Genomic DNA, 19,301 nt, shown 5'->3' with positions numbered 1-19,301 from the left:
GAATATTATTGTATGCTAGTACGATTACTAATAAAGAATTATGCGCTGATAGATAGTTTAGATATATCTTTTGACAAGGGACTGAATATTATCACAGGGGAAACGGGGGCTGGAAAGTCGATATTGATGGGAGCTTTGGGGTTGATATTGGGCAGTAGGGTAGAAGGAAGGCCGTTTTTTGACGAACAAAAGAAATGCGTTATCGAAGGTTACTTTAATGTAGCCGCTTATGGATTAAAGCCTTTTTTTGAGGAGGAGGATTTAGACTATGAAGAAGAGACCATTATTCGGAGGGAAATAGCATTAGACGGAAAATCCAGAGCTTTTATCAATGATTCTCCAGTTACATTGACTACTTTAAAAGGTCTTGGTGAAAAGCTTATTGATATACATTCACAACATGCTACTATGCAGGTGAATACAGAAGAGTTTCAACTTTTTGTTTTAGATAGCTTGGCTGGAAACGAAGATCGACTGACCTTGTTTAGAGAAGCGTTGAAAGAGCTTCGTATCTTGGACAAGCAGCTGAAAGTTCTCCAGGAAGAGTTGGATAATGCCAATGCCGAATCGGATTACAATCAGTTCTTGTTTGAAGAGCTGGAGAAGGTAAATGTGCAAGCTGGTGAGGTGAAAGAACTGGAGGTGGAACAGCAACAATTGGCCAATGCAGAGGAAATAAAACGGGGGTTGAATGCAGCCAGCTATGTGCTGGTAGATGGGGAGCAGACTGTGCTGTCTATGCTCAAGGAAAGTATAAATCAGGTACAGCATGTAGGACGATATTTTGGAGATGCGGTCCCACTGGCTGAACGTATGCAAAGTGCATTTATCGAGTTAAAGGATGTAGCGAGTGAGCTCGTTGCACAGGAGGGATCTGTCCATTTGAATGAACAGCGGCTGGATGAAGTAAATACGCGTTTGAGTGCTATTTTCGTCTTGTTGAAAAAGCATCGCGTAGATTCGGAAGAAGAGCTTATACAGCTAAAGGATCAACTTGAAAGTAAATTGCAGCTTGTGTTAAATCAAGACCAAGCCATTGAAGAGTTGAGCCGTCAACGAAAAAGACAGGCGGATAAGGTATTGGTGTTGGGCCAGGAGATCCATGAGCATCGGAAGGTGATTATTACGAGGGTCGAGGCGGAGATTCAGCAAACCTTGAGTCATGTGGGGATGCCTAATGCAAAGCTGAATATCGAATTGCATTTGCTTCCTTTTGATAAAGCCAGTACCAGAGGTATGGACAGTATTCAATTTTTGTTTTCAGCGAATAAAGGACAATCGATGCAGCCAATTCATAAGGTTGCTTCTGGAGGAGAATTGTCTAGGGTGATGTTGGCTATTAAGTCATTGGTTGCTAAGTCTTCCGCATTACCGTCTATTATATTTGATGAGATTGATACGGGGATATCGGGTGAAGTTGCACTACGTGTCGGTGAAGTGATGGCTGGACTGGCTGCTCATATGCAGGTAATAGCTATTTCGCATTTACCTCAGATTGCTTCCAAAGGGCAGGCACACTTTAAAGTGTATAAGGAGGATCATGGCGAAAAAACACAATCTAATATACAGTTGTTGACTAGCGATCAGCGTGTTGTGGAGATTGCGCAAATGCTGAGTGGGACGAATCCTGGAGATTCGGCGATTCAACATGCGCGAGAATTATTGAATGCATAAGAAGCTTTTTTACTATTCGTCAACATGAAAGAAAGCGTTACGCGTTAGCTAATAGACTTATTTTAAAGATTATTTATGGCGAAAGTATCGAACGTCAGCCATTTTGTTTACTAAGAAATTTTTATTTCAACTTTTTTAACTCATATATGTTATGAAATGAATAGTTACCATACCTACTCAGATTATCAATTAGCTTGTTCCTTAAAAAAGGGAAGTCAAGAAGCTTTTACTGCTATCTATCATCGTTTTTCTCGGCAATTATTGGCTATAGGATATAATTACGCTAAGGATATGGAATTGGCCGAAGAAATTGTGCAGCAAGTTTTTAGTGTTTTGTGGGAGCGCAGAGATCAGGTGCAGATAGATACTTTAGGACCTTACTTAGCGACTGCTGTTAAATTTTCCGTTTTCAAAACATTACATCGTAAGAAACGCCAGGAAGAAATGGCAAGACAGCATTATCAGCCAAAAATTATCGAATTGGCAGAAGAAAAAATTGATGCAAAGTTTTTAGAGGAGTATATCAATGGAATTGTTGAACAGTTACCTGAGAAGTGTAAACTTGTTTTTGTATGTAGTCGTCGGGAAGGGATGACAAATGCGGAGATAGCGGAAGAATTGGGTATTGCTGAAAAGACGGTTGAAGGCCATTTAACAAAGGCATTGAAAAAAGTACGAAAGGGATTAAAGGGATTAGGCCTTTCTGTAGTTCTTATCGAAATGCTATTAAAAGATTTTTAAGAAAAAAAGTTCATTTATAGTGCAAGGGTTACCTAGCCCTTTGTGGTACATGTTCATATATTAATGCCAATTTTAATAATGAACGAATCTGAATTACCTGATTTAATAGAAAAATATATTGATGGTACGGCTACTTATGAAGAACGTGAGCGTCTGCTTGTCTGGTATCGATCTTTTGATCATTCGGAGGTATTCATGCCGGATGAAGACACCGTAGAAGAATCCTTGCAATTCATTTTAACCAAATTAAATGCTACACTAGATTTTCCTCTGCGGAAAAAAAGTATTGTTCAAAAAAATCATCCTTGGTATTGGGCTGCGGCAATCTTACTCATAGGATTTTCTATATCACTTTTTTATATAGAAAGGGACAACTTGTTAACCGAATCAGTTAAGCAGGTCCCTAAGGACAGTCTCCTACAAATCCAGCCTGGAACGGACAAGGCCATATTAACCTTGGCAGATGGGTCGGTGATTCCTCTTGATGAGGCTGGTAAGAAAGTGCTTCAAAATAATCAAGATCAAAATTTTGGGATAGAAAGTGAAGGTGTGTTGACCGTGAAAAGTAAGCAGGTAAGTATAGCAGCTTCTAGTCAAAGAATCGTCCAAAATCGACTGAGCACACCTAGAGGGGGGCAATATCGGATCATATTAGATGACGGTACCGCAGTATGGCTAAATGCCGGTAGTATTTTGACCTTTCCGAACCACTTTGTCGGTAAAACACGTGAGGTAAGCTTAGTCGGCGAGGCTTATTTTGAGGTCGCAGAAAATAAAAGTAAACCATTTGTCGTTCATGCAGATAAAATACATGTTCGTGTACTAGGAACGCACTTTAATCTGAAAGCTTATCCAGAAGACAAACAAATTCGGACAGCATTAGTGGAAGGGTCGGTGCAAGTAAATACAATTAATCATACATTAAAAATAAAACCGGGCGAACTCGGATTATTTGATAAGTCTAAAGGGGACCTATCTTCAAAACGAATCGATCTACAGTCAGATATCGCATGGAAGGATGGTTATTTTATGTTTCGTAATGAACCGATTACCGCTATTATGCTCCAATTAGCGCGTTGGTACGATGTAGAAATTACCTACAAGGGGGATTTAGATAATAAAATATTTACAGGTAGAATTCTTCGGAAAAGTACGATTAATGAAGTTTTGAAAAAATTAGAATTAACGGGGGGAATACATTTTAAAATCGAAGGAAGGAGGATTATTGTCATGCCATAGACCGGATCTATAGAGTCTTTGATGATATCTTAAAAATGCAAGAGCGCTTCCGACGCTCAAGCATTCTAGCTTAGGATCATTGAATAAAATATGTGGAACATTTTACTAACAAGATTAAACCCTAAACAATCAAAAATATGAAATTTTATTTAACGGGGAAGAACTATTTCTTCCTTAAGATGCTGTGCATTATGAAATTTATACTAATCTTATTGCTAGGTACCTTTATGCATGTAAGCGCGCATACCTATGCGCAGAAAATCACCTTGCATGCCCAGAATAAGACACTAGAAGAAGTATTGCAAAAAATAAGCTTGCAAAGTGAGTATGACTTTGTATATAGTGCTAATATGTTGAAAACTTCGATCCCCGTAAATGTGGATTTAAGAGCGGTCGATTTAGAGAAAGCTTTAGACATATGTTTTAAGAATCAACCTGTCACGTATACGTTGTGGGATAATACGGTGATTGTCAAGCTGCGTGAAATAAACGATATTGAAAAGCAGTCTCAGCATGCTGTTTCTGGGGTCGTTCGTGATGAAAAAGGGACGCCGATGTCAGGTGTCGGAGTCCGGGTAAAAGGAACGAACGTGGGCACAGTAACAGCAGCAGGTGGTTTATTTTCACTTCAGGTACCTACGCAAGATGCGGTTTTGATTTTTAGTTTTTTAGGATACAACAGCAAAGAAGTTACGGTAAATAAGCAATCACAACTACAAGTCACATTGACCGAAAAGCCAGAAATACTGGATGATGTAGTCGTAACAGCGCTCGGAATTAAGCGCCAAAAGAAGGAGTTGGGTTATGCTGTTTCAGATATTGACGGAAAGGATATTACAGGTTTTGGAGAGACCAATGCTATTGCTTCTTTAGCAGGTAAAGTGGCCGGTGTCAGTGTTTCAACGACGACAAACGGTCCGTCGAGTTCGAGCCGTGTGGTGATTCGAGGCATTCGTGAGCTACAGGGAAGTAATCAACCACTCTATGTCATTGATGGTGTTCCTGCTGTGAATGGCAACATCGGTTCGGCCGATAAAGATGGTGGTTTTGATTTGGGGGATGGCTTAGGCGATATTAATCCCAACGATATTGAAAATATTTCTGTACTAAAGGGAGCTTCTGCCGCAGTACTTTATGGCTCTCGGGCATTAAATGGTGTGATTTTAATAACGACGAAAAATGGTGCGTATAAAAAGGGGTTGGGTATAGACTTCAACAGTACCTTAACGACGGAAACTATTTCGACCAAATTCGATGAAGAGCAAAAAATCTATGGTCAAGGTTCGAATGGATTACTACCACGAGATGCGACGAATTCAAATAATATAGCCTCGAGCTGGGGACCACGTTTTACGGATGCAGAAACTATCTTTCAAAAAGATGGGTCAGTACGACCGTATAAATATATAAAGAATAACATTCAAGATTTTTTTCAAACGGGTGTTACAGCGATGAATACTATATCGCTAACAGGAGGAAATAAAGATCATAATTTATATGCATCCTACTCGAATGTGACGAATAAAGATATTGTTCCGACTGGAAAATTTGATCGTAATAATATTTCTTTTAAAGGAAGTAGTAAAATATTTGATCAACTTACCTTAGATGTTAAAGGTTCTTTGATGTTTGAGAAAGTTAAAAATAGACCTGCATTGACAGATGATATCAACAATATTGGAAATGCTTTACTCAATATAGCAGCCAATTTTGACCAATCATGGTTGCAAAATTATCAAAATGAAGATGGCTCATACATCGACTACACCGGTAATCCTTACCGAGCAAATCCATATTGGACACTGAATAAAACATTGAATGATAGTAAAAAGGTACGCACAGGAGGATCAGCAAACTTAACGTACAAGTTCAATGAGAACTGGTCGGCGAATGCATCGGCAGGAACAGATTTCTATAAGTTTGATTTTTTTAATTTCTACGACTTATATACACCCAATAGAGCAGGTGGTTCATTACGTATGAATCAATTAAATGTTAGAGAGGATAATTTTCAGGCTTTATTAAATTTTAGTAAGGATATTTCATCCAAATTTAAAGTGGATGCTATGGCAGGTGGAAATATTATGAAATTTAATCGAGATCAAATCTTAACAAATGGAGCCGAGATTAATGCGCCAGGTAAACCCTTGATTACCAATTTTAGAGAAGTACAGGTCATTCCTTCTAATCCAAGAAAGGAAATTCAGTCTTTGTTTGGCAATGTAATGTTTGGCTATAATCAATTTTTGTTTTTAAACTTACAAGGTAGGAACGATTGGTCTTCTACACTTCCAAAAGGAAACAACAGTTATTTCTATCCGGCTGCTGATCTATCAGTAGTACTTTCAGATGCATTCAATTTCAGTTCGTCGGCTGTAAATTATGCCAAATTAAGAACCTCTTACGGCCAAGTAGGAAGTGACACCGACCCTTACAAAACCAGTTTTATGTATAGCCTGACGGGGCAATCTATGAATGGGTTGCCGATGGGTGAAATTTTAGGTGATGTGATTCCAAATGCTAAATTAAAGCCGCAACGTAAAAACTCCTTTGAAGTAGGTGCTGACTTAAGTTTCTTTCAAAATAGAATTGGTTTAGACTTCACCTACTACAACGAGATTACAAAGGATGTCCTGTTAGATCTCCCGGTAAATGAAACTACGGGTTTTCGTTTTGCGTCCTTAAATGCAGCAAAATTAAAAAACACGGGTGTTGAAATTTTATTGAAATCAACAGTGTTGAGTTTAGAAAATAGCTTTAAATGGAATTTGAGTTTAAACTTTGCAAAGAACTATAATACCGTGCTGGATATAACAAGTGGACTGGATGCCTATACTGTTGCAGAAGCACGTTGGGCAGGAACGACAATTATTGCTGAAAAAGGAAAGCCTTTTGGATCAATTATAGGGCGCACGTTTGTATTAGATGAACAAGGTAGAAGAGTGCACGATAACCAAGGTATCCCTATCTACACGACAGATCCTCAAACATTAGCTTCCACGCTTCCTGATTGGACCGGTGGGATGACGAATTCCTTTCAATTTAAGGGTTTTGAATTGCGTACAGTTATTGATATTAGAAAAGGTGGAAGCATGTACTCCATTACCAATCGGACTATGCATGAAAATGGTACCCATTTGAATACGCAAGAAGGACGTGATAGTTGGAATGAATACAATCAGGAACGCAGAGCCTTTGAAAATGCAGGAGGTGATCCTGATGAGATAAATCGTAATAATAGAGGCTTTGTCGGTGCTGGTGTCAACGAAAAAGGTGAAGCTAATACGATCGGAGTAGATCCATATATCTATTGGCGTTCTGTAGTTGATAATACAGCTACTCCATTTATATATGATGGAGGGTATGTGAAACTACGTGATGTTGGTCTTAGTTACACCCTTCCAAAAGGTATGATCAAGAATTTTCCTCTTCATAATCTGTCACTGGGCATCGTAGGACGAAATTTATGGATAATGTCTAAGCATGTACCTAATATTGATCCAGAGTCAAATTACAATAATGGAAATGGACAAGGCTTAGAATATGGTTCATTGCCAGGACGCAGAAGTATAGGTTTTAATCTGAAGGCTAGTTTTTAAGATCGGTGTCATGATAGAATTAATAAAAAGAAATAGAATGAAAAGAGTAACATATTTTTCGATGATAGCTTTGGCATTAGCCTTAGGCAGTTGTACTAAAGATCTCATCTCTATTAACGATAATCCTGCAGGTTTTAGTACGTTAGAACCTGGATACCAATTTACCAAAGTTCAAGCTGGATTAGCAGGAGATCGGGATGAGGCTTGGCGTACCAATTTATTGCTTACCTCGCCTATGATTCAACATTTAGGAGGAGCTTGGGGGATTCAAGCGGGGGGGCAATATAATATTTTTGAAAGGATCTATTGGGAGACCTTATGGAATACCGTTTATCCCCGTGACTTAAAAAATATACAAGATGTAGTCGACAAGACTAAATCAGACCCGGAGCAAGTTAACATGCACGCCGCGGCTAAAGCCATGCGTGTCTTTATCTATGCTAAGATGACCGATTTGTATGGAGACATCCCTTATTCAGAAGCAATCAAAGGGTATACTGAAGGGAAATTGATGGCAAAGTACGATAAACAGGAAGATATTTACATGGATTTTTTCAAAGAATTAGATGAAGCCAATGCATTATTTGATTTGTCAAAAGCGAAGGTAAAAGGAGATATTTTCTATGATGGGGATGTTGCGAAATGGAAGCGATTTACCAATTCACTTCGATTACGGTTAGGTATGCGGGTGAGCAATGTAAATCCAGCTGAATCGAAAAAGCAAGTTGAAGCCGCATTGAAGGCAGGCGTGATGACGAGTAATGCTGATATCGCTATGACTAAGCATATGGCCATAAATTACGCAGATGGAGAATTGCGAGGTAATGGAGTTTCGCAAGTTTTTAAAAGCGGGGATAACTCTATTGGATTCAAATTAGTAACTACCTTGGTAGATTATATGAAAAATAGCAAGGATCCACGATTGACCATTTATGGAGGTACTTATTTAAATGACGGGGTGATCGGTGTTTCAAGTTCAGTCATTGACATCTCCAAGATATTCCGTCCTATCGGTGTTCGACCAGGTGCGATGAGTTGGTCTTATTCGAATACAGGTACAACAGATCCCGATGCTAATGGGGTGAGATATCCCGTTACAAACGCCCATGCTTACGTTCAACCCAGTGTTTATGTTTCGGCACTGAATGCACCTTCGTTTCACTTGACTTATGCTGAAGTTGAGTTTCTAAAGGCGGAGGCTGCCCTAAGAGGTTGGGGGGGATTAGCTAATCCAGTTGATTTCTTTGATAGAGGAATAGAAGCGAGTTGTGCCATGATGTCTCTTTATCCCAATGCACCAAGCATTGCTACTGTGAATGTGGAAGAATTGAAAAATGCTTATAAGCCATTCCCCACTAGTTTTGAAGGAGCGATGGACGCTATTCACGGACAGATGTGGGTAAACTTCTTTTTGAATGGTCCTGAGGCTTATTCGAATTATAGACGAACAGGATATCCATCGGTGGTAGTACCTTCAAAGCCACCAGCAAATTATACTACTTCAACTGATGGTGTTATTCCAAAAAGATTTATCTATCCAATGAATCAGGTATTGCAAAATAAGGAGCAGTTGCAAATAGCACTTGATCGCATGGGGGGTAAAGATGATTGGTTATCACCAGTTTGGTGGGATAAATAGGCAAATGAAGACATCTTATTATTACTTATATATACTGTTGTTTTCCCTTTGTGCGCTCGTATCTTCGAGTTGCACAAAGGGCACCCAACAGGACGATACTTTGATTGCGCAAGTCAAGGTCTTAAACGATGAGAATTCTGCGCTCTCGGCACGAATAATTATTGAGTTAACAGGAGCTGATGTTGTTTCTTTGCGATATCGAATAAAGGGAAGTGGGGAGAATTGGAATAGTGTGAGCGCTGAGAAGTCTCTTTTAAAACATCGAATTCCTTTGTTGCATTTACTGGAAAATACCGTTTATGAATTTGATGTTTTGATAAATGGAAAAAGTGTTTCTGGTTTAAGAAGCTTTACCACGGCTAAAATTCCGCAATGGGTAAAAGACTTTTACAATTCCAATGATGAAGGAATAGTCAATCAATCGGAAGGTTATTTTTTGTTTTCGAATATGACAAGTCCTAGCTGCACCTATGTATTGGATCATCGTGGCCAATTAGTTTGGTATCGCATAGGCCCAAATGTTGTAAAATCGGTTCATATGACTGATGATCATGCTGTACTAATGATCGAAGATGAGAACAAGACAAATTATGCAGATGGTAATATTGTTATCAAATGTAGCTTAGCAGGAGATACCTTGTTTTATGGAAAGGTAGGCAATAAGGGGTTCGATCAAATGGTTCATCATGATTTAAAACAAAGTAATGCGGGTAATTATGTGTTAATTACAAATACTTTTAAGGATGGGAGGATTTGGGATGGTTTAGTACAATGGAGTAGTTCAGGAAGCAAAATTTGGGAATGGAACACGAGCGAATTCAAGACCTATTTTCCATCTTCTTTTGAAGAGCAACCTTGGATTAATTCGGTATTTATAGATCGGGACGATAATTACTTAATATCGATTCGTGCTCTCCATCAAGTATGGAAAGTTCACTCCAAAAATGGAGAGGTGATTTGGCGATTGGGAGAAAATGGAGATTTAGTAATGGATCGCTCATCTGAATTTGTACTTCAACATTACGCACATCGAAATCATAAAGGTGATATTATGCTATTTGATAATGGTCATGTAAAAAGACCTTACTCGCGTATATTAGCTTTTGAGATAGATGAGAGATTAAAAGTTGCCAAAACGAAATTAGTTGTAAATGTTCCATCTACTTATTACTCGCCCATAATGGGAAGTGTTATTTTGATGAAGGACAACAGTTTATTAGTAACAAGTTCTACGACAGGTACCTTTATGAAGCTGGACTTGACGGGTAAACTGCTTTGGAAAAAGAAAGTCAATGGGATGCTTTATCGTGTGGAGTATTTGGATGCTTTTAATGGCGTGTAAATTCTTTTGCATCATCCCATCAAATTAAAAAAGGAGGCTTAAGCCTCCTTTTTTAATTTCCAATCTCATTGTCAGTAAGAACTACCTTAATATACATATCTCCTGGAGGCGAAACTGTACTTCCGCTACCAATATCTTCAGCGAATATCCTAACTACCCCAATAGAATAATTCGCACTGTAGTCAAAATCTTCAATTGTTGCAGGTATTATTTCGTAAGTTGTTTTATTGTTGTCGTAAGAGATTGCTACGCTTACATTTCCATCTTGAAAATAACGGTCATCTAAATCTCCAATATTTTGTCTGAATTCAAACGTATTTGTTCCGCTTATCCTAGTCCATTGGTTAGACTTTACAGGATATACATAACTAACTCCAGGGAGTGAATTATTTGTAATATACTCCTTTGTACAGGAGCTTAAGGTGGCTAAGGATGCGCCTGCTATAGCGAGTGCGAGTAATATTCGTTTCATATTTTCAAGATAAGTTTCAAAAATGATTTAATTGTTCTGTTTTTTACATAAGACAATCAAAGTCAATAATAGTTTAACCTCAACAAAAATACTGCCATAAAAAACAAAAGGCCTAAATCACTGTTCATGGATTTAGGCCTCGCAATTGTATTATACTAACTTATTCGGCAACGAGTGTTATTTTCCGTTCTACGGAAACGTTATCCCCGGTTAGGGCATTACCATCTTTATCGATCAATGTTAATTTGATTATATTTTCGCCCATAGGGAGATTAAGAATTTCATAAGGGGCCCATTGATCTAAAAGAAATTCTTGTCCATTAATGTTGGCCTTGACCTTATTTCCGTCTGCTGCTAGTGTTGTGTTTTCTATAAAAAAGTCCAATAATACAGTCTTTGTGTCCGCACCTTTGTATTCTCCTTTAGGCCGACTGTAGAATAGGGAAGGTTCGGTGACCTTTGGCAATTCTTCGATCTTTGCATCGGCGGTAACTTTAAATTTTAAAAGTCTTGAAGCATCAACTGTTTTTATCGACTCATGAAAGGATCTGGAGAGAAAGGACATTAAATAATGTTCAGAATTGAGTGGTACAGTTGCTGTATGTTCGGGTTTGTATAATGCAGCATATGGCGTATTATCTAATATAAAATGGATATGCTGTCCCTCATGGGAGTTGGCCATATGATGCGTATGTTCAGTCTGTTCGGTAAGGTTGAAATTATGCACGTTGTATTTTACGGTAAGTTTGGCGGAGTCGGTGCCGATTTTTTCAGCCTTGATACTGGAGACACTTAAAGTAGCTTCGGGAAAATCTTTTGCATGAGCAATAGGGTTTACAGCAATGGCTCCCACGGAGTCCTTTAGGGCAGTACTGTCTTTCACTTCACCAGAAGTATTTTTTGTAGGATTGTTACAAGCGCTAAATAGTGAGAGAACTGTTAAGGCTGCTAAGCCAAGTATCTGATATTTCATACTATTTGTGTTTATGTGATTATTAAATATAACGTATACAACAAGCCGATCGTGCTATTTGTTTTGGAAAGTAAAAAAAATAGGCTTACCAATTAAAGGAAGCCTATTCAGTTTTTGTATGTTTTGGGCTGGAACTATGCTTCAAAAGCAATCAATAGCGATTCTTTGATAGCGGAGATAGCCATGGCTAAATCTTCGGCGCTATGTGCTGCAGAAATAAAGCCTACCTCATAACCGGAAGGGCCGAAATAGATGCCCCGGTTAAGTAGTTCTCTGTGCATCTTTTTGTAGTAAAGCATAGAGTTCGGGTCTATCTGATCTGCACGTTGAATTTTTTCTTTGGCTTCGAATGCAAACCAAAATATAGAACCTACTGTTGAAATCTGTACGTTCAATTTGTGCTCGGCAATGAATGTCTGTATTTCATTTACAAATGATTGTGTCGTTTGCTCCAGACCCTCATAAAACCCAGGTTGCGCTAAAATCTGTAAGGCTGCAATTCCTGCCGCCATAGCAACAGGATTTCCAGAAAGGGTACCCGCTTGGTAAACATTTCCATCTGGAGATATATTGGACATGATCTCTGCAGAAGCACCGTAAGCCCCCACAGGCATGCCGCCACCTATAATCTTACCGTAGGTAAGGATATCGGGCTGTATATCATAATGTTTGGCGGCCCCCTCAAATCCTAGACGGAAGCCAGTGATAACTTCATCAAAAATTAAAAGTGCTCCATTTTCCTTTGTGATATCCCGCAAAAATTGGATGTATTCTTTGTCCTGAATAAGAAGGCCGTTATTTGCAGGAATACCTTCGATAATGACAGCAGCAATTTGGTCTTTGAAATCTACAAATACCTGTTCTAAAGCTGCAGTGTCATTCAAGGCAATTACGATAGTTTCGTCGGCAAACGATTTTGGTACGCCAGCAGAAGAGGTCTCTCCGAAAGTGACTAATCCGGATCCTGCTTTTACTAAAAGAGAATCAGAGTGGCCGTGATAACAGCCTTCAAACTTGACGATCTTGTCTCTTTTGGTATATCCGCGGGCTAATCTTATGGCAGACATTACGGCTTCCGTTCCAGAGCTTACGAAACGTATTTTCTCGATGTATTTATTGTTCGTTAAAATGAGCTCCGCCAATTCGTTTTCTAAACGGGTAGGTGCTCCAAAACTCAAACCTTTGCTCAGTTGCTCCTGTACTGCTTCGCGCACTTCTGGATTGTTGTGTCCGAGAATTAATGGACCCCAAGAGCAGCAAAAGTCTATAAATTCATTGCCATCGGCATCCCAGAGATGAGAACCGTCACCGCGCTCAATAAAAAGAGGGCTACCATACACCGATTTGAATGCACGCACCGGAGAATTTACGCCTCCAGGGAAATAGTTTTTTGCTTTTTCAAAAAGCTGTGTCGATTTTTCTCTTGATATATCTTGTATTGCCATATCGTTTTTAAGATTTTTTTATAGATCTACTTTAACCAGCCTTTTTCTAGTACTTCTTTTGCATGATAAGTTAGAATAGAAGTAGCTCCCGCGCGACGGAAACTCATTAGGGTCTCCATGATCACTGCTTCGGATAACCAACCGTTTGCAATTGCTGCTTTAAGCATTGCATACTCTCCAGATACGTTATATGCAGCTATTGGTAGATCGAAATTGTCGTGTAATAATTTGATAATATCTAAGTAGGGGAGACCTGGTTTAACCATAAGGAAGTCAGCTCCTTCTTCGGCATCCAGCTGTGCCTCGATCAAGGCTTCTCTGCTGTTCGCAGGATTCATCTGATAAGATTTTTTGTCTCCATTTTTTGGTGCTGAACCCAATGCGTCACGAAATGGTCCATAATATGCAGATGCGTATTTAGCGGTATATGACATCAATGATACATTGGTAAATCCGTTGTTGTCCAAGATACCACGTATGTATCCGATACGTCCATCCATCATGTCAGAAGGAGCAATGATATCTGCCCCGGCGTGTGCATGAGCTAAAGCCATTTTACCGAGCACCTCTAGGGTTTCGTCATTGAGGATTTCTCCGTTCTGAACAATACCATCATGTCCATCTGAGCTATAAGGATCCATCGCTACATCTGTAACTACGCATGCTTCTGGAAAATTCTTTTTTACCGCTTCAATTGCACGTAGATAAAGCGTGCCTTCACGGTAACTTTCCGTAGCATATTTGTCTTTCAATACTTCTTCAACTGCAGGGAATAAATCAAATGCTTTTAAATCTAACTTAAGGCAGCTTTCTACTTCTCTTAATAGATTGTCGATAGAATATCGATAAATGCCAGGCATAGATTTTACTTCTATCTTTTGATTTTCGCCATCTACGATAAATAATGGAAAGATTAGATTGGAGGGCGATAAATGTGTTTCCTGAATCATGTCACGAATGACGGCTGATTTTCTATTTCTTCTAGGACGTTGTAACATTTTATGGTGTATTGTGTATTGCGTATTGAGTTTTGATAAAACCTGAACTCAACGCACAATTAATCATTAATAATTAATTCCAAATATTGCTTCGGCCAACCCCATCTCATCGGGAGAGAAAGGTAGGCTGTATTTTAGCCCCATTTCTTCGATTGCCTGTGCGGTAGAGTAACCTATACAGATAATTTTTTGTCCTGGGTCCGCAAGGTTTTCTTTGAAATAAGCCTGTACATTACTTGGACTAGTGAAGACCAATACGTCTGAATTTGATTTATCAACATCTTCTTCCAAAACCGTTTCATAGATAGGCATATCTATAATTTTTGTATTAGGTGTTAATGCTTTCTGTATGCTTTGTAAGGAGTCCTTGGCTCTTGGGATGAGGACCGTTTGACCGTCAACTAGCTGCGCAAAGGCCTTTGCAATATCTTCTGTTCTAATACCAAGATCATCGCCAGAGAAGTCGGCTACTCTTCCAAATTTACGCAGGGTGGACTCAGAACCCCGACCTAATACCGCTATTTTTGTTTTCTTTAAGATGAGTGGATCAAGATTGAAAAAGTGTTCGATTGCATTCTTACTGTTAAAGAATATCCAGTCTGCTCTCTTTAGAATGAAGGAGTCCAATACATTAATTGTTGGGTATATTTTTATTAAGGAGCGTGCTTCAATCTGTATATTGTGTTTGCCCAAATACCTTGCTAGGTAAGAGTTTTCATCTAGGTCACGGGTTATAAATACGGAAGAAGGTAGTTTGCGTGACTTGTCGTATTTAGCAAATATTGATTCTGCTAGACCTTCGATGCTATTGGACTGTAAGTAGAGACGGTCTGGAAAATCTTCGTTATCTTCTGCAATCGATGTCCATACTTCGTACTTATCATCGCGTTTTCGGCAATAGCAACCCAATGGAGCATGACAACCGGCATCGAACATATTTAATACTCTTCGTTCTACACCAATTGTTTTTGCTACTTCCGTGTTGTTTATCTTTTGTAATATCTCAAATAGTTCATCATCGGATTCTCTAATCTGAATGGCTAATACGCCTTGAGCAGGGGCTGGAATTATTTCTACAGGAGATATTTCTTCGATATGGAAGTCTGAAAGGTCCATGTTAATACGGCTTACACCAGCTTTGGCAAGTACGATGGCATCATACTTTTCATCGCGTAATTTCTGGATACGGGTTTGTAAGTTGCCTCGGAGATCTTCGAATTCTAAATCTGGGCGTACCGATAGAAGTTGTGCTTTTCTTCTGTTGGATGAAGTCCCTACGGTAGCCGCGTGTTTTATTGATAGCCTTTTTTTGATATCAACACAGTCTTTATGTATTATTATTATCTCTGATGGATTCTCCCTTTCAGAAACAGCCGCAATAATCAAGCCTGGAGGGTTTACTGTAGGCAGGTCTTTATGCGAATGTACTGCTAGATCTATCTGGGCAGATAACAATTCTTCTTCGAGCTCTTTGGTGAAGAATCCCTTACCTTCCAGTTTATCAAGTCTAAGGTGTTGGATAATATCTCCTTGTGTCTTGATGATCTTTAATTCGGCATCTATGCCAATTTCCGCTAATCTGTCTTTTACAAAGTTAGCCTGCCACAGTGCAAGCTCACTGCCTCGTGTTCCAATAATTAGTTTTCTATTCAACATGGATTATTTATGTTACAAAAATGCCAATGCAAATTTAGCCAAATACCCTAATAATCTGATCATGTTATGTCAGAATAAAGTATCTTTTAAGGAAGATTTTTGTAAATTAGTTGTTTTCGAATTCGGTATTCTTTATCAAGATTTCTTTAGCCATAACCATTGGAACTTTGATGTATTTTTTTTCCATATAGTTAATGACTTTTTCCAAAACTTCACGTGCCTGAGGATCAAGTTTATTTACGTCTTGCGCAAATATCTCATTGAGCGCTATCTCCCGAATTTCTTTTATCTTGTTCGGTACTTGACGCATAGCAACCTCTACACGACGTTGTTTAATAAGAGGCAAAAACTCCTTGATGTTATCCTCGATTATTTTTTTTGCATGGTCTAGTTCGCCATAGCGTTCTTGTAGATTCTTTTCAGCTATAGCCTGTAATCCGCTGACTTCAATGTAATGTATTGGGTTGTTTGTCACGACATCTGCACAGATGTCATTTGGTATAGCTAAATCAACAATGATCTTTTTGTCTGTTTCCTCTTGGAGTAAAGTCTCGTAAAGGTCGGTTCCTATAATAGATTCAGAGGCTCCAGTACAGGTAATCATAACGTCAAATCCACCTTTATATTTCGAAAGTTCACTTAGTGGATAGGCTTCGCAGTTCAGTTCCTTTGCGAGTGATTTTGCATTCTCAAGAGTTCTGTTAAATATAACGAAATTTGATAGCTTATGTTTTTTTAGATATTTGGCTAAGTTTTGATTGGTTTCACCAGACCCAATAACAAGTATTCTGGGGTTTTCAAGAAGTTTTATTTCTTTTAGCTTACGATAGGCTAATGAAACGACAGATATAGGATTGCGAGAAATGTTTGTATGGGTATATACTTCTTTCGCTGTTTTAACGAGACGATCCATCATAAGACGTAAAAAGTCTCCCGTAAATCCTGCTCCTCTACATTTCTCGTAAGCTCGACGCACCTGTGCCAATATTTCCTTTTCGCCAACTACTAAACTTTCAAGGGAACAGGACATTCGGAAAAGGTGATTGAGGGCTTCAAGTCCTTCATAACGAGTTACCTGACCTAAGTAGCATTGAAGTCGCTCGGAGGGAACACAAAAGTTCATTTTGTCCATGAAAACAGCAATAAAATCGTCTGTCAATTCATGAGCTCCATAGAAAACAAATTCCACACGGTTACATGTAGCAATATAGAATATCTCAGGTATGTCTAAATTGTTTTTAAGATTAATCAATCTGGAATCTAACTCTTCATTACAAATCACCAGATTGCCCAGATCTTTTAGGTCAACATGTTTGTGAGTAAATGCTATAACTTTTAAATTCTTCAACGCCTTGGTAATCTAGCCTCAATTATATTGATGCAAATGTAGATTAAAACCTCCGTTGTTATGTCAAAAATCTGTCAAAGGAGGTAATTTAGAAGGGTTATAAATAGTGTTAATTTTATGTTAAAACTCGGTTTTGTTGCTTTTGTAGATTTGTTTTCTGGCTTAGATTAGTCGTCTAAGTATAGTTTTTGAAGCAATTTGATCAATCTAGAAGCAGAAATAAATAATGCGACAGTTGATTTTTAAATTCTTTAAGGATGGCTAAAGCACATTAGAGGATTTAGTGATCGACTCTTGTTATTTACGTTTATTTTTTTTGACATTCAACATTTGAGATTTACCTTTACGTCATGTATATACTCAACAAAATTTACGCTATATTAGGGATAGCTATTGTAGCGCTTTCGACTATATTTTGTCCATTTCTTAAAGTACCTTTGGCAGGTAACTGGAATTTGTATCAGACGGATGTTGTGCTATTTGGTCTAACGATCGGATTATTGTCACTTCTCGTTTTGTTTCTTTTTTTAAGAAAGTTAAGTCTTTTTCGTTTTGGAACTTATATATTTCTTATTTGGTGTATGGTTGGTTTTTTGGGTGTTTATTTTAAGATCAATAATTATTTCGGGATGAAATTTGTTGACGGTATGTTGGCCAAAACGCTTCATTTAAAATGGGGATGGTCTTTCTTGTTTATAGGCGCAGTTGTTATTTTATTGAGCGTGAAGAGGGTCAAAGAAATTAAGTAAAGTTATACAAGGAGATATGAGAAGTAAACAGATAAACAATACACCGATTAATCAGATTATGCTCATTCTGGTTATTCTGCTGATTTGTATTTTGGTGTTTAAAAATCTATTATATTACTTACCGGGATTCTTAGGTGCGGTGACTTTGTATATTTTGTTTCGTAATTCCTATATTTCGCTTACGGAGGGTCGTAAGTGGAATAAGCCACTTACCAGTGTGATGTATGTCTGTATTTCAGTTGTATTTATCGTTCTTCCTATATGGGCGATTGTTGATTATTTGACTCCGCAGCTATCGACCTTTCTGATGAATACAGATCATATCGTCCACCAATTCAATTTACTTAAAGAGTATATGAACAGTAAAGCATTATTGAAAGATATCGATATGTCTGACGAAGCTCTTTTGACTTTTTTGCAGAACTTGACTCGGTATATCCCTAACGTAGTGAATTCGGTGGTAGAGGTGGGGATCAACATTGTAGTTGCTTTATTTGTTCTTTATTTTATGCTGGTGCATGGCAAGCGTATGGAAGCTTCTATCTACAGAGCGATTCCCTTCTCGATCCGGAGTAAGAATGAGATATGGAACGAAGTGAATCTTATGGTTCGGTCGAATGCGTTGGGGATACCTATTTTAGGTATATGTCAGGGCTTGGTTGCGATGCTGGGTTATTGGGTGTTTGGGGTAGAGAATTTTGTTCTTTTAGGGGTTCTGACTGGTGTTGCGTCGATAGTCCCTGTTTTAGGAACAATGACTATTTATGTTCCAGTTAGTGTTATGGTGCTGGCTTCGGGAGAAACTGCCAACGGTATTGGTCTTGCTGTGTATTGTTTTCTTTTAGTAGGAGGAATAGACAATATATTGCGTTTCACCATTTTGAAGACTTTAGGAAATGTACCGCCTATGATAACCGTTTTTGGCGTATTACTGGGCTTAAATATGTTTGGTATGCTTGGTTTGATTTTTGGACCGTTGATCTTGTCTTCTGTCGGTCTGTTGATCAGAGTGTATAGTAATGAGTATGGAAAGGGAAGCCATTTGATATTGATGGAAGAAGATTCACAGTTGAACGATAAATGACCATTAAAAGTGACCACTTACTTTTTTTTAAAATATATTTTTGGTTATCGTAAATATCTACTTATGTTTGTAACACAAAGGGAGATGAAAAGAAATATATTGTGAGTATATACTCACAATGGTAACCAAAGGAGTAAACAACTAAATATTGATAGACCTCAAAGTCTTAAAACTTGCAAGAAATTTTTCTACCCAATTATAAACTAATTTTGATGAAGACTTGTCCAATTGCCCGCGACAAGTCTTTTTTTATGACATGTATTGGCGAATACAAAGCATTTTATCTAAGTTTGTAGTAGATAGATGTGCTATAATGTGTATCTATGAATTTTTATATATTAT

The 19,301-nt window shown here is 38.3% G+C and carries 14 protein-coding genes; 8 read left to right on the top strand and 6 right to left on the bottom strand.

The features are described 5' to 3' along the window. The first annotated feature begins 12 nt into the window (after positions 1 to 12). The 6 genes from recN (at position 13) to G7B20_RS04250 (ending at position 10,234) form a co-directional block, all read left to right on the top strand. Entirely contained in the window at positions 13 to 1,674 is a 1,662-nt protein-coding gene (gene recN, locus G7B20_RS04275) for a DNA repair protein RecN (RefSeq protein ID WP_164108788.1), read from the top strand. A gap of 156 nt (positions 1,675 to 1,830) precedes the next feature. Continuing rightward, positions 1,831 to 2,415 carry an RNA polymerase sigma-70 factor gene (locus G7B20_RS04270; protein WP_164108787.1) on the top strand — a complete coding sequence of 195 codons (585 nt, stop codon included), beginning with the start codon at positions 1,831 to 1,833 and terminating at the stop codon, positions 2,413 to 2,415. Positions 2,416 to 2,493: 78 nt separating this feature from the next. Next, entirely contained in the window at positions 2,494 to 3,654 is a 1,161-nt protein-coding gene (locus tag G7B20_RS04265) for a FecR family protein (protein WP_164108786.1), read from the top strand. Positions 3,655 to 3,791: 137 nt separating this feature from the next. Continuing rightward, positions 3,792 to 7,253 (top strand): SusC/RagA family TonB-linked outer membrane protein, encoded by a 3,462-nt coding sequence (locus G7B20_RS04260; protein ID WP_164108785.1) that lies wholly within the window; start codon positions 3,792 to 3,794, stop codon positions 7,251 to 7,253. A gap of 37 nt (positions 7,254 to 7,290) precedes the next feature. Continuing rightward, positions 7,291 to 8,892, top strand: a complete 1,602-nt coding sequence (locus G7B20_RS04255) for a SusD/RagB family nutrient-binding outer membrane lipoprotein (RefSeq protein WP_164108784.1) — start codon at positions 7,291 to 7,293, stop codon at positions 8,890 to 8,892. Positions 8,893 to 8,896: 4 nt separating this feature from the next. Continuing rightward, entirely contained in the window at positions 8,897 to 10,234 is a 1,338-nt protein-coding gene (locus tag G7B20_RS04250; RefSeq protein WP_164108783.1) for an aryl-sulfate sulfotransferase, read from the top strand. A gap of 52 nt (positions 10,235 to 10,286) precedes the next feature. Here G7B20_RS04250 and G7B20_RS04245 read toward each other — a convergent pair whose 3' ends face one another. The 6 genes from G7B20_RS04245 to hemA all read right to left on the bottom strand — a co-directional run bounded on the left by G7B20_RS04245 (position 10,287) and on the right by hemA (position 17,126). Then, positions 10,287 to 10,706, bottom strand: a complete 420-nt coding sequence (locus G7B20_RS04245; RefSeq protein WP_164108782.1) for a hypothetical protein — start codon at positions 10,704 to 10,706, stop codon at positions 10,287 to 10,289. Positions 10,707 to 10,866: 160 nt separating this feature from the next. Continuing rightward, the gene (locus G7B20_RS04240; protein ID WP_164108781.1) at positions 10,867 to 11,679 is read right to left on the bottom strand and encodes a hypothetical protein; all 813 of its coding nucleotides are present in this window, start codon (positions 11,677 to 11,679) and stop codon (positions 10,867 to 10,869) included. A gap of 134 nt (positions 11,680 to 11,813) precedes the next feature. After that, positions 11,814 to 13,124 carry a glutamate-1-semialdehyde 2,1-aminomutase gene (hemL, locus tag G7B20_RS04235; protein WP_164108780.1) on the bottom strand — a complete coding sequence of 437 codons (1,311 nt, stop codon included), beginning with the start codon at positions 13,122 to 13,124 and terminating at the stop codon, positions 11,814 to 11,816. A gap of 26 nt (positions 13,125 to 13,150) precedes the next feature. Further along, positions 13,151 to 14,122: a porphobilinogen synthase gene (hemB, locus tag G7B20_RS04230; RefSeq protein WP_164108779.1), complete on the bottom strand. Its 972-nt coding sequence runs from the start codon at positions 14,120 to 14,122 to the stop codon at positions 13,151 to 13,153. A gap of 66 nt (positions 14,123 to 14,188) precedes the next feature. Continuing rightward, complete coding sequence (gene hemC / locus G7B20_RS04225) at positions 14,189 to 15,778, bottom strand: hydroxymethylbilane synthase (RefSeq protein WP_240452795.1); 1,590 nt, start codon at positions 15,776 to 15,778, stop codon at positions 14,189 to 14,191. 106 nt (positions 15,779 to 15,884) lie between these two features. After that, positions 15,885 to 17,126, bottom strand: a complete 1,242-nt coding sequence (hemA, locus tag G7B20_RS04220) for a glutamyl-tRNA reductase (protein ID WP_164108778.1) — start codon at positions 17,124 to 17,126, stop codon at positions 15,885 to 15,887. Positions 17,127 to 17,476: 350 nt separating this feature from the next. Between hemA and G7B20_RS04215 the strand changes: the two genes are divergently transcribed. Next, positions 17,477 to 17,875 (top strand): hypothetical protein, encoded by a 399-nt coding sequence (locus G7B20_RS04215; RefSeq protein ID WP_164108777.1) that lies wholly within the window; start codon positions 17,477 to 17,479, stop codon positions 17,873 to 17,875. A 16-nt stretch (positions 17,876 to 17,891) separates the two neighbouring features. Beyond that, positions 17,892 to 18,959, top strand: coding sequence for an AI-2E family transporter (locus tag G7B20_RS04210; RefSeq protein WP_164108776.1), 1,068 nt, complete (start codon positions 17,892 to 17,894; stop codon positions 18,957 to 18,959). Positions 18,960 to 19,301 lie beyond the last annotated feature (342 nt).

This window comes from Sphingobacterium sp. xlx-96 (genome assembly GCF_011007365.1).
In the GTDB taxonomy this organism is placed as follows: Bacteria; Bacteroidota; Bacteroidia; order Sphingobacteriales; family Sphingobacteriaceae; genus Sphingobacterium; species Sphingobacterium luzhongxinii.
Note: the sequence above shows the minus strand (reverse complement) of the source record. Positions and strands in the feature narration are given on the sequence as shown.

Excerpts from the sequence above, each read along its gene's own strand:
- G7B20_RS04240 (WP_164108781.1), bottom strand. The coding sequence starts at position 11,679 with ATGAAATATCAGATACTTGGCTTAGCAGCCTTAACAGTTCTCTCACTA.
- G7B20_RS04260 (WP_164108785.1), top strand. The coding sequence starts at position 3,792 with ATGAAATTTTATTTAACGGGGAAGAACTATTTCTTCCTTAAGATGCTG.
- G7B20_RS04265 (WP_164108786.1), top strand. The coding sequence starts at position 2,494 with ATGAACGAATCTGAATTACCTGATTTAATAGAAAAATATATTGATGGT.
- G7B20_RS04245 (WP_164108782.1), bottom strand. The coding sequence starts at position 10,706 with ATGAAACGAATATTACTCGCACTCGCTATAGCAGGCGCATCCTTAGCC.
- hemL (WP_164108780.1), bottom strand. The coding sequence starts at position 13,124 with ATGGCAATACAAGATATATCAAGAGAAAAATCGACACAGCTTTTTGAA.
- G7B20_RS04210 (WP_164108776.1), top strand. The coding sequence starts at position 17,892 with ATGAGAAGTAAACAGATAAACAATACACCGATTAATCAGATTATGCTC.
- G7B20_RS04270 (WP_164108787.1), top strand. The coding sequence starts at position 1,831 with ATGAATAGTTACCATACCTACTCAGATTATCAATTAGCTTGTTCCTTA.
- G7B20_RS04255 (WP_164108784.1), top strand. The coding sequence starts at position 7,291 with ATGAAAAGAGTAACATATTTTTCGATGATAGCTTTGGCATTAGCCTTA.
- recN (WP_164108788.1), top strand. The coding sequence starts at position 13 with ATGCTAGTACGATTACTAATAAAGAATTATGCGCTGATAGATAGTTTA.
- G7B20_RS04250 (WP_164108783.1), top strand. The coding sequence starts at position 8,897 with ATGAAGACATCTTATTATTACTTATATATACTGTTGTTTTCCCTTTGT.
- hemC (WP_240452795.1), bottom strand. The coding sequence starts at position 15,778 with ATGTTGAATAGAAAACTAATTATTGGAACACGAGGCAGTGAGCTTGCA.
- G7B20_RS04215 (WP_164108777.1), top strand. The coding sequence starts at position 17,477 with ATGTATATACTCAACAAAATTTACGCTATATTAGGGATAGCTATTGTA.
- hemB (WP_164108779.1), bottom strand. The coding sequence starts at position 14,122 with ATGTTACAACGTCCTAGAAGAAATAGAAAATCAGCCGTCATTCGTGAC.